This is a genomic window from Chryseobacterium taichungense (assembly GCF_900109935.1).
In the GTDB taxonomy this organism is placed as follows: Bacteria; Bacteroidota; Bacteroidia; order Flavobacteriales; family Weeksellaceae; genus Chryseobacterium; species Chryseobacterium taichungense.
Genome location: NZ_FOBV01000003.1, coordinates 477976 through 489949 on the forward strand (window position 1 = coordinate 477976; position 11974 = coordinate 489949).

Sequence of the window (11974 nt, forward strand, 5' to 3'; positions counted from 1 at the left end):
AGAATTATTAAACCCTATATTAATTTATTTTTAACAAATCTTTATAGAGATTTGGTTCACAATCCTTTAAGCTAATTAAGAATTTTTAATATGACTTTTCCTATCTAAAAGCGTAATTTTATTGTCTTTCTTTGAGAAAATAACAGATACCACACATCTACCACGAATGATAAATCGTTAAAAAATTAACTGTGTTCAAACAACAAAAAAGTCTGCCTTTAAAAAGACAGACTTCGGTATATTTTAAAAAATCATTTATTTAAGCTGATCAGGAATATTCGTCGTAATAAAACCAATTCCCTGTTTTTTCAATTCATCCGAAACAGCAACATCATTTACGGTCCATGCATTCGTGATTAATCCTAAAGCTTTAGCATCAGCAATCCATGTCGGATTCTTTTGGAAAACACTGTAATGATAATCAATTCCGTCTAAACCTTCATCTTTGATCTGCTGCGGAGAAAGCTCTCCTCTTAAATACTGCACTTTGAAAGCCGGTTCTAGTTTTTTAATTTCCTTGCAGATATTCAGACTGAAAGAAATAAACTCACACTGAGATCCCAGCTTCATATCCTTAATCATTTTGATGGTTTTTGCCGTCAGCTCATCTTCCTTTTCTTTTGTTTTATCAGGCTTTATTTCAACAATAAGCTTTAACGTTTTGTCTTTCTTTCCCTGCTTCAGATAATTTTTCAGGGTAGGAAAATTTTCACCGTTGGATAATTTTACTTTTTCAAGATCTTTAAAATTCGTTTCGGAAATTTCCATTTTTGCATGGTGCTCGTCGTGATTTACGACCAAAACGCCATCTTTCGTCATTCTTACATCAAATTCAGATCCGTAAATCTTTAAATGTTGAGCATTTTCCAAGGACTTCAGAGAATTTTCCGTCGTTGGCGGCTGCGTCTGCCAATACCCTCTGTGGGCGATAATCTGGGTTTGTGCCTTCATGAAAACTGTGCTTGCTACTGCTAACCCTAAGATAAGTTTTTTCATAATATAAATTAAATTATTATTAAATATCCGCGAAATTTATGATCCGCCGAAAATTCAGATAAAATAATGAACAAATTTAGAAAGACATTTCTGATAATACTTTAAAATGAATATGAAATTTGTTTAATTTAATATTAAATCTAATCGCCAAAATCTCATAATACTTATTATTTTTGCTGAAAGACAGAAATCCAATGCCCGATAATCTCGAAAACATACAGCAGAAAATAGAAGATCTTCGTAAAGAACTTCATCAGCATAATGAAAATTATTATCTTCTTGACACCCCTACGATCTCAGATTTTGATTTCGATATGCTGCTTGAAGAACTCCGTGATCTGGAAGCAAAATACCCGGAATTCTATGATGAAAACTCTCCCACAATGAGAGTTGGCGGAGGCATTACAAAAGTTTTCCCTACCGTTCAGCATAAATTCAGAATGTATTCCCTCGACAATTCCTACGATTTTGACGATCTTGAAGACTGGGAAAAAAGAATTATTAAAACCATCGATGAACCCGTGGAATTTGTCGCTGAATTAAAATACGACGGTGCTTCCATTTCCATTCTCTACGAAAACGGAAAGCTTGCTCAGGCAGTGACCCGTGGCGACGGCTTTCAGGGTGATGAGATTACTTCAAACGTTCGTACCATTTCTGATATTCCTTTAAAGCTGAAAGGCGATTTTCCTGAACATTTCTTTATGCGTGGTGAGATTTATTTAACCCGAAAAAATTTCGATAAAATCAATAAACTTCGTGAAGAAGAGGGCCTCGATCCATTCATGAATCCCAGAAATACAGCAAGCGGAAGTCTGAAAATGCAGGACAGCGGCGAGGTAAGAAAACGTGGTTTATCATCAGTTTTATATCAATACATTTCCGAAGAAATCCCTGCAGAATCTCACTGGGAGCTTCTGAAAAAAGCAAAATCCTGGGGTTTCAAAACATCACAGCAGGCTAAACTCTGCACAACTTTGGATGAGGTAAAAGAATTTATTACCTACTGGGACATCGAAAGACACAATCTTCCTTTTGAGATTGACGGTATCGTATTAAAAGTTAACTCATTAAAGCAACAACGACAACTTGGATATACTGCCAAATCTCCGCGTTGGGCCATGGCTTATAAATTTAAAGCTGAAAAGGTTGAAACCGAATTACAAAGCGTTTCTTATCAGGTAGGAAGAACGGGAGCGATCACTCCGGTGGCCAATTTAAAACCTGTTTTACTGGCAGGAACCATTGTTAAAAGAGCATCCCTACACAATGAAGACATTATTAAAAAACTGGATCTGCACGAGCATGATTTTGTATATGTAGAAAAAGGGGGAGAAATTATTCCTAAAATCGTTGGCGTAAATACAGAAAAAAGAGCAGCCGAAAGCAAAGAAATAGAATATATCAAACATTGCCCTGAATGCGGAACAGAGTTGGTAAAAATCGAAGATCAGGCGATCCACTTTTGTCCGAATGATTTGCACTGTCCGCCACAGGTGGTGGGTAGAATGATCCATTATGTATCCAGAAAGGCATTAAATATTGAAAATCTGGGAAGCGAAACTATTGAGCAGCTTTACAGGGAAAAATTAATTGAAAACCCTGCCGACTTTTATGTTTTAACCAAAGAACAGCTTCTTCCTTTGGAAAGAATGGCAGAAAAATCTGCGCAGAATATCATTTCAGGAATTGAAAAATCAAAAGAGATTCCATTTGAAAAAGTACTGTACGGAATTGGTATAAAGCACGTCGGAGAAACGGTTGCCAAGAAATTAGTCAAAAATTTCCCAACCATAGAAGAACTTAAAAACGCTACGGTAGAAGAGCTTTGTCAGGTAGAAGATATAGGAACTAAAATCGCTGTAAGCATTGTAGACTTTTTCGCCAATCCGGAAAATGTTCTGATGCTGGAAAGATTAAAATCTTACGGCGTTCAGTTAGAAAAAGGAGAAAGCACCAATGAAGTCTTATCCAACATTCTGGCAGGAAAAACTTTTCTTTTCACGGGAAAACTGTCGTTGTTTACGAGAGAAGCTGCTGAAGAAATGGTAGAAAAGCATGGTGGGAAGAATATTTCCGCAGTTTCTAAGAATTTAAATTACCTCGTTGTGGGCGAGAAAGCCGGAAGCAAACTAAAAAAGGCTCAGGATATCGGAACGATCAGCATTCTTGATGAACAGCAGTTCCTAGATTTGATAGGACAGCAGTGATATTCTAAAATATTTAACATAATAAGCCATTGAGATTCTTTCTTAATGGCTTATTTTTGTCCGAAATTTAAATAATAACCATGAGAAAAATCTACTTGATAATTTCCTTTATTATGTTTGCTGTGTTTCAAGCACAGATTGTAAATATTCCAGATCCTGTTTTCAAAGCGAGACTTTTATCGGCAAATACAACCAACGGGGTTGCGTCCAACAGCAGCAATCAATATATGGTAATTGACACCAATGGAGATCAGGAAATTCAGGTTTCAGAAGCATTGAATGTTGCCAAGCTATTTATTCCGGGCCAAACTGGCAGTATGATTACTGATCTTACAGGTATTAATCAGTTTGCTAATCTTACTTCTTTGAGTGTTTTTGGTAATGCTTTAACCAATCTTCAAATATCCGGATTATCCAATCTTATAGTTATACATGCAGCCAATAATAATCTTACAACTGTTTCTGTTGATAATTTAAGCAGTCTGCAGAATTTAAACATTACAAATAATCATCTTACCAGTTTCTCAGTTACTAATACGCCAAATCTCCAAACTTTGTCTTGCAGTGGAAATCAATTAACATCTGTTGATATTTCTAATTTTCCAAATCTGATGACCTTAGAATGTAATAATAATTTAATTACATCATTAATTTTAAATAACAATAATATTTTAACAAATATTTCCGCTACAAATAATAAAATTACAGCAATTTCTTTAGACGAAGCCCCTAACGTGGCGAATCTATACATTAATGATAACCTATTCACCACAATTGATGCCGGATCACTAATATATCTTGACAATTTCAATTTCTCTAATAATCCTAATCTTATAAACTTTAATATTAAGAACGGAAAAAATAATTATGCCCAGGGAGCTACTCCAATATTTTCAAATACACCAAGCTTAAGCTATATCTGTGCTGACGATTTTGAAAAGGCAATGATCGGTGCACTGATAAACTGGTACAATCAACCTAATGTTGTAATAAACTCATACTGTTCTTTCACTCCCGGAGGAAATTTTTACACGATTCAGGGAAGCACAAAGTATGATGTCAATAACAATGGTTGTGACGTCAATGATCCTGCAAAGGCATTTCAAAAATTCGTCATTACAAATACCGCTAATTCCGGGAATATCATAACGAATGCTTCAGGAAATTACTTAATTCCTGTTCAGGCTGGTAATCATACCATTACACCTGTACTGGAAAATCCGACATACTTCACGATTTCACCGACAAGTGTAACGGCAAGTTTTCCTGCACAGACAAGCCCGCTTACCCAAAACTTCTGCCTGTCAGCAAACGGAGCCCACAATGATCTGGAAGTTGTCATTATTCCAATTACTGTAGCAAGACCTGGTTTTGATGCAAAATACAAGATCATTTACAAAAACAAAGGAACAACGACGCAGTCGGGAACTTTATCATTTAACTATAATGATAATTTGATGAACTATCTTACAGCATCAATGAATCCTTCATCTCAGTCAAACGGAGTTCTGAGCTGGAATTTCACAAATCTTGCTCCTTTGGAACAAAAAGAAGTAACGGTATCGTTCACTTTAAATACACCTACCCAGACACCGCCATTAACTGCAGGAGATACCCTTCATTATACAGCTCAGGTGAATGCCGGAACAGATGAAACCCCTTTAGATAATACATTTACTTTAAACCAAACTGTTGTAAATTCTTTCGATCCGAATGATAAAACCTGTCTTGAAGGAACAACCATTTCACAGGCAAAAGTAGGAGATTATGTGCATTACATGATCCGTTTTGAAAATACAGGAACGGCAAATGCACAGAATATTGTCGTAAAAGATGATATAGACGCTTCCAAATATGACCTGGCAAGTTTAGTATCCCTGGCTGGCAGCCATAATTTTGTAACAAGAATTACAGGAAACACCGTAGAATTTATTTTTGAAAACATTCAGCTTCCTTTTGATGATGCCAATAATGACGGCTATGTTTCATTTAAAATCAAAACAAAATCGACGCTGAATATCGGTGACAGCTTCAGCAACAAAGCGGAAATCTACTTTGATTATAATGCTCCGATTATTACCAACAACTTTACGACAACTGTTCAAAACACTTTGTCTGCTTTAGAAATTGACAAAGAAAACAATACGGTTTCAATCTATCCGAACCCGGTAAAAGATGTATTAAATATTCAGTCGAAAAATGAAATTACGAAAGCGGAAATCTTCGATGCAGCAGGAAGAATTTTAATTTCAACTTCTGCAAAAGGAAATTCAATCAATGTTTCCGAGTTTGCAAAAGGGAATTATATCATCAAATTATCGACAAAAGATAAAACATTTATTCATAAATTTATTAAGAATTAATATCAAAATAAGTAGTGAAGGCTGTCCGTTTGGGCAGTCTTTTTTGTTTGTAATCTGAATCATAACAATGAAAATATTTTTTGTTGTAAATTTATTCCAAGAAGTTAAAAATTTTAATCATGGAGTTTTTAAAAGATCACTCTATTCAAAATGAATTGCTGTTGATTTTCATATCGGTTATTTTGGGATTGTTGATCGGGGCAGAACGTGAATACAGGAATAAATCGGCAGGACTGCGAACCTTTATTCTGATCTGCTTCGGATCCAGTCTTTTCACGATTCTTTCCATAAAAATCGGAGTAGATGATCCCGACCGAATCGCAGCCAATATCATCACAGGAATAGGTTTTCTGGGAGCCGGCGTTATTTTTAAAGGCGACAATAAAATAGACGGAATCACTACTGCAACAACCATATGGGCAACAGCTTCGATCGGAATGGCGGTCGGCTCGGGATACGTATACCTTGCGTTAATGGGTACTTTCTTAGTATTGCTGATATTAAGCTCTTTAAATCATTTTGAAAAGTTTATCGACAGAGAACACAAAATCAGGGAATATAAAATTGCGGTCGTCAATTATCATGATGTTCCTTATTGTGAGGAACTCTTTAGAAAACATCGTCTGAAATATGCAATTTCAAAGCAGCAGTATACCCAGGGAAATCTCGCTACTTCCTGGATTATTACAGGAAAAAATATCAATCATGAAGCGTTAATGAAAAGCCTCATGGAAGATGAGCGTATTATTGCCTATCAGTTTTGATCAATATCACTTTATTTTTTCATTATATAAACCATTTAATGAAAATATTTTACAACTTAGTACATAATCAGCTCAGTTATAAAAGCGAATTAAATTTTGTAATAATCTCATTTCCAAATTAAAAAACCAACATACCCTAAAAATATCAAACTCGTAATTTCTTCGTAAATTGGAGCAAAATTTTGATTATGACAAAAAAGATACTCTTATCTGTATTTCTTTTGCCGGCTGTAATGACATTTGCACAGCAATACGGAGGAATGTGGATACCGACAGAGCTGAATGAAAAGGAAATGAAAGATCTGGGAATGAAAATCTCTGCAAAAGACATCTTCAATCCTCAAAAAGCAAGCATTAAGGATGCAGTAGTACAGTTCAACGGCGGATGTACTGCGGAAATCATTTCTCCAAAAGGTTTGTTACTGACCAATCACCACTGTGGTTACGGGCAGATCCAGGCACATTCAACTGTTCAGAACGACCTTCTATCAAACGGATTCTGGGCCAAAAATACCGAAGGTGAACTTCCGAATCCAGGTGTAACGGTTGATTTTATTGTTGATATAAAAGAAGTGACCAATCAGATTCTTCAGGGAACCGATAATCTTATGGAGCCCGAACTGGCTAAACAGATTGCCAAAAATATTGAGATTTACAAAAACTCACAGAAAATCGAGCAATACCAGTCGATTTCCGTAAAACCAATGTATTACGGAAATAAATTTTACGCCTATACCATCGAAACCTACAAAGATATCCGTTTGGTAGGAGCTCCACCGCAAAGCATCGGAAAATTCGGCTCCGATACCGACAACTGGGTTTGGCCAAGACACACCGGAGATTTCTCCATGTTCAGGATTTATGCTGATAAAAATAATAAACCGGCAGAATACTCCAAAGACAATGTGCCGTATGTTCCAAAGCATTATCTTCCGGTTTCCATTAAAGATAAAAATGAAAATGATTTCACATTCGTTTTCGGATTTCCGGGGAGAACTACGGAATATCTTCCTGCCATTGCGGTTGAAAAAATCATGAAAGAAATCGATCCTGCAAGAATCGCAGTAAGGGATGTTGCTTTGAAAACATTAGATGAAAAAATGCGTACTGATGATGTTACGCGAATTCAATATGCTTCAAAATATGCTTCAGTAGCCAATTACTGGAAAAAATGGATCGGTGAAGTAGAAGGTTTAAAAAAATCCAATGCCGTAGAGAAAAAAGTAATGTATGAAGGTTCTTTAGTGGCTAAAAATCCTGAAATCAAAACGACTTTAGATCAACTAAACAAACTTTATAATGATCAGGCTCCTTTTGCTTTAAATAATGCGTATTATTCTGAAACCATCAGGAATGCAGAAACTTTGATGCTTGCCAATCTTTATTACAATTATATCACTTCAGTAGAAACTGGCAGAATGGATGAAAAAGGGACAACTGCCCTTAAAAAGAAACTCACCTCTTTCTACAAAGACTACAATGCTCAACTCGATGCAAAAGTGACTGCAAAATTACTGGCTTTATATGCCAATAAAACAGATGCACAATTCTTGCCTGCAGGTTTTGAAAAATATAAAAACGAGACTCAAAACATCCCGACGATTGAAGAGGCTTCTGAAAATTCCATTATTACAGGAAGAAGTGAAGTAAATGGCGCTTCTTTAAGCAAAGACATTGAAAAAGCTTTCTCTAATCAGGATAAATTGATCAAAACTCTGAAAAAGGACCCTGTTTTCCAGATTTATACGGCTATGAGAGATACGTATATGACGAAAGCCGACCCTCAGTTTACTACTCTTCAGACGAAAATAGATGCGCTGCAAAAGACCTATATGGCCCAGCAAATAGCTACGGATAAAGACCGAAAATTCTTCCCGGATGCCAATTCTACATTGCGTGTTACTTATGGAAAAGTGAAAGGTTCCTCACCAAGAGATGCCGTTTCTTACAGCTATCAGACGCATCTTGCCGGAGTAATGGAAAAATACGTTCCGGGAGACTATGAATTTGATGTTCCTAAAAAACTGATTGACCTTTATACTAAAAAAGATTTCGGTCCATATAAGGATAAAACAGGTGATGTACCGGTAGGATTTACAGCCACCAACCACACAACAGGAGGAAACTCCGGAAGTCCAGCTCTGGACGCCAACGGAAATCTTGTCGGACTAAATTTCGACAGACAGTGGGAAGGAACGATGAGTGACATTAATTACGATCCGCGTTTCAGCAGAAATATTATGGTGGATACAAAATATATTCTTTTCATCATTGATAAATTTGCCGATTCCAAGTGGCTGATCAATGAAATGAAAATCGTGAAATAGTTTTAATCAAAACAATAATAAACCCCGAAAGTTTCCTTCGGGGTTATTTTTTTTAATTCTTTAGAGATGCTTCGACAGGCTCAACATGACATTTCTAATACTAACAGTCTAATTTCATTTAAAAGTTAATTGTAGCAGTATCATGCTGTGCATGGCGAAGCATTTCAAGATTATTTTAATTTAAATTCTTAATGTCCAAAAATATCTTTCAAACTGACTTCTTTAAAATTCCCCATCTTGTTCACAGCCTCCCTATTGAGATTTTCTTTCTTACCAATAATGGCAGTATTAAAATGAACTGATTTAATATAATTGTTATAAAAGTCCTTCAAATCTTCAAACTTCAGACTTTCGATCTGCTGATAAATATCTTTTCTGAAATCGTAATCAATATTCAGTTTTTTAAGTCTTAAGGTATTAAAGAAAATATTCGTTCTGGTAATCCTTGTAGAAGCAATCTGCTTCAAAGCTGCATTTCTCGCGTTTTCAAACTGTGCCGGAACTTCAGGAAGCTCTGCCATCAGTTCGGTCATGGTATCTACGGCAATCTGCAATTTATCCGGCTGGGTACCAATATACGTGGTGATATAATCCGGATGATTCAGTTCCGAATTGGCAGCATAAGAAACATACGCGGAGTAAGCAAGACTTTTGCTTTCACGAATCTCCTGGAAAACAATAGACGACAATCCTCTGCCGAAATATTCATTAAATACATTGATCTTTCCGAAGTTTGCAGTATCGACCATTTGCCCCTTCCCTACACGGCTCATTTCCATCTGTACCATGTCGTAGCTTGTAAAATAAACATTTCCGGTGGTTTCAGGTTCGGGATAAATTTTAGGTTCGGGGATGACCATACTTTCCGTCTCAATATATTTTCCGATATAGCCTTTAAAAACTTCAACATCTCTTCCGTAGAAAAATATCTGGTACGGAAAATGGAAAAGTTTTTTAATTCTTTCCGTAAAGACCTCAACATTACTGCTTTCAAGCTCTTCTTTTGAGATGATATCCGTGAATCTGGAAAACTCGCCAAGCTTAGTATAATTCGTTAAAGCCGTCATGATGCGGGCCTTGTCTTTTTTTACGGCCGCACGATTTTCAAGCATGGTTTCCACAAACTGATTATAAATTTCCTGATCAGGTTTTACCTCCTTCATCCAATGCTGCAAAAGCTCAATTCCTTTAGGGATATTTTCTTCAAGGCCGTTCAGTGAGATCGTAAGCTGATCGTTTGTTGTTTTAAAATCATTTGTGATTCCGATTTTAAAAAACTCTTTTTTCAGATCATCCGGTGAAAACTTTTCTGTTCCCAAGTATTGAAGAATCTGTGTAGAAGTCCCGAGGTCACGGTCATGATCACTTCCGAAAGGAAAGATAAAATGCACCTGCGCAATATCATTGTACCTGTTTTTGACGAAGCTCAGCTTTTTACCTTTGATCACATCCGTAAGAATTTCTCTATCATAATCGATAAATTCCGGCTGAATATCTTCTGTTTTTTCTGCCAAAATCTGCTTGAGAAATTCAGACTGAACCTCACGATTGATCTTTACCGGAGTAATTCCAGGGTTTTCAACACGGATCAGTTTATCATTAATTCCTTTCTCTTTATTTATGATCACATAATTCTCTTTGAAAAACTCGTTGGCAAAACTGATAACATCTTCCTTGGTAAATTTCGCATATTCGTCCATTTCATTCAGCTCCTGCTCCCAGGTTCTGCCTTTGATGTACGTGTCATACAGGTTGGTAGCCAGTCCGTCAGCCGTTTCCAGCGCTTTCATTCTCTGAATTTTAAAATCATTAATGATCGCCGTTAGCATCCAGTCAGGAAAATTTCCTTTTTTTACCAGCTCAATCTGCCCGAGTACCAGGTCTTTTGCTTCTTCTACAGTCTGTGTTTCCTTCGGAACGGCCACAATAGAAAAATAGCCATACTGTTTCAAGCCTATAGAATAAGCCTGTGCCCAAAGCAATTTCTGAGTCTGATTGATATTTAAATCCAATAATCCTGCTTCTCCCCTGTTGCTTAAAATATTGGCAACGATATCAGCAAGCATCACTTCTCTTGTTCCGTAGCTATCCGTTCTCCACGCCAGCTGAACTCTTGGGGTTGTCGGACTTTTCACAGTTCTTTCAACAATGCCTGAAATAGGTTGTTCGATAACCGGCGTTTTTTTCGGCAGCTCTCTGTAAGGAATGGCTCCGAAATACTGATCAATGAGCCTGATGGTTTCATCAAAATCAAGATCTCCAACCATCACCATTGCATAATTATTCGGCACGTAATATTCGTCAAAATAAGTATGAATCGCTTTCATGGAAGGATTCTTCAGATGTTCCGCCTTCCCTAAAGTAGTTTGCTGACCGTTGGGATGGTTAGGAAAAAGAGCATCCATGAGCTCATACTGAACCAATCTGGAATCATTATCCTGCGCCCTGTTGAATTCTTCATACACTGATTCCAGCTCCGTATGAAAAAGCCTTAACACCAATTCTGAAAATCTTTCCTTTTCAATTTTCAGCCATTTTTCCAGCTCATTGTTAGGAATATTATTTTTGTAAACTGTCTCATCAAACCATGTGTGGGCATTGGTTCCTGTAGCACCCAATGAAGAAATAGCCTTGTCATACTCATTGGCAATGGCATAGCGGCTCGCTTCCTGTGAAAGCTCATCTATTTTACGGTAAATGACTTTTTTCTTTTCAGGATCAGGCTCCGCTTTATGTTCTTCGTACAAATCCGAAATTTGATTTAGCAATGCGCTTTCTTTCTCCCAATTTTGCGTACCGAGCTTTGAGGTTCCTTTAAACATCATATGTTCAAGATAATGCGCCAGTCCCGTATTGTCGGCAGGATCATTATTGCTTCCAGTCCTTACCGGAATATAGGTCTGAATCCTGGGAGCATCAAAATTCTGGGCTAGAAAAACTTTTAAACCATTTTTCAAAGTGTAGATTCTCACCCCGTTTTCATCATTGGAGACCGTAATGTATTCGTAATTTTTATCTTTATGAATTGTTTCGCTGTATTTTTTTTCTGCCATATAAATCATTTTCATTCTAAATCCAGAATGCCGTACAAATGTAAGCAATACAAAAAGAACTCTATGTGTTTTGTCAAGATTCGCTGAGGTTGAGTCTGTTTAGTTTTTTATAACCACAAAAGTCACTAAAGATTTAGGTTAAAACTTTGCGCATATTTTAGAACACATGAGAAGAAAATCAAAGATTTTCATGGAGAGTGCCAGATATGCGTCTCGATTGTCATTCCTGCAGGGAATCCAGACGTAAATCTTTCCATGCGA

At 36.7% G+C, this 11974-nt stretch carries 6 protein-coding genes; 4 read left to right on the forward strand and 2 right to left on the reverse strand.

Annotated features, from left to right (window positions below; all coding sequences use genetic code 11):
- Positions 1-255: 255 nt before the first annotated feature.
- Positions 256-996 (reverse strand): glycerophosphodiester phosphodiesterase family protein, encoded by a 741-nt coding sequence (locus BMW64_RS09050; protein ID WP_089999649.1) that lies wholly within the window; start codon positions 994-996, stop codon positions 256-258.
- A 194-nt stretch (positions 997-1190) separates the two neighbouring features.
- Here BMW64_RS09050 and ligA point away from each other — a divergent pair, with 194 nt between their 5' ends.
- The 4 genes from ligA to BMW64_RS09070 all read left to right on the forward strand — a co-directional run bounded on the left by ligA (position 1191) and on the right by BMW64_RS09070 (position 8660).
- Positions 1191-3206: an NAD-dependent DNA ligase LigA gene (gene ligA, locus BMW64_RS09055; RefSeq protein WP_089999650.1), complete on the forward strand. Its 2016-nt coding sequence runs from the start codon at positions 1191-1193 to the stop codon at positions 3204-3206.
- An 80-nt stretch (positions 3207-3286) separates the two neighbouring features.
- On the forward strand, positions 3287-5569 hold the full coding sequence (locus BMW64_RS09060; protein WP_089999651.1) for a DUF7619 domain-containing protein: 2283 nt from the start codon (positions 3287-3289) through the stop codon (positions 5567-5569).
- Between the two features lie 119 nt (positions 5570-5688).
- The gene (locus BMW64_RS09065) at positions 5689-6333 is read left to right on the forward strand and encodes an MgtC/SapB family protein (RefSeq protein WP_089999652.1); all 645 of its coding nucleotides are present in this window, start codon (positions 5689-5691) and stop codon (positions 6331-6333) included.
- Between the two features lie 188 nt (positions 6334-6521).
- Positions 6522-8660, forward strand: a complete 2139-nt coding sequence (locus BMW64_RS09070; RefSeq protein WP_089999653.1) for a S46 family peptidase — start codon at positions 6522-6524, stop codon at positions 8658-8660.
- A gap of 188 nt (positions 8661-8848) precedes the next feature.
- Here BMW64_RS09070 and BMW64_RS09075 read toward each other — a convergent pair whose 3' ends face one another.
- Positions 8849-11713 (reverse strand): M16 family metallopeptidase, encoded by a 2865-nt coding sequence (locus BMW64_RS09075; RefSeq protein WP_089999718.1) that lies wholly within the window; start codon positions 11711-11713, stop codon positions 8849-8851.
- Positions 11714-11974: the final 261 nt, after the last annotated feature.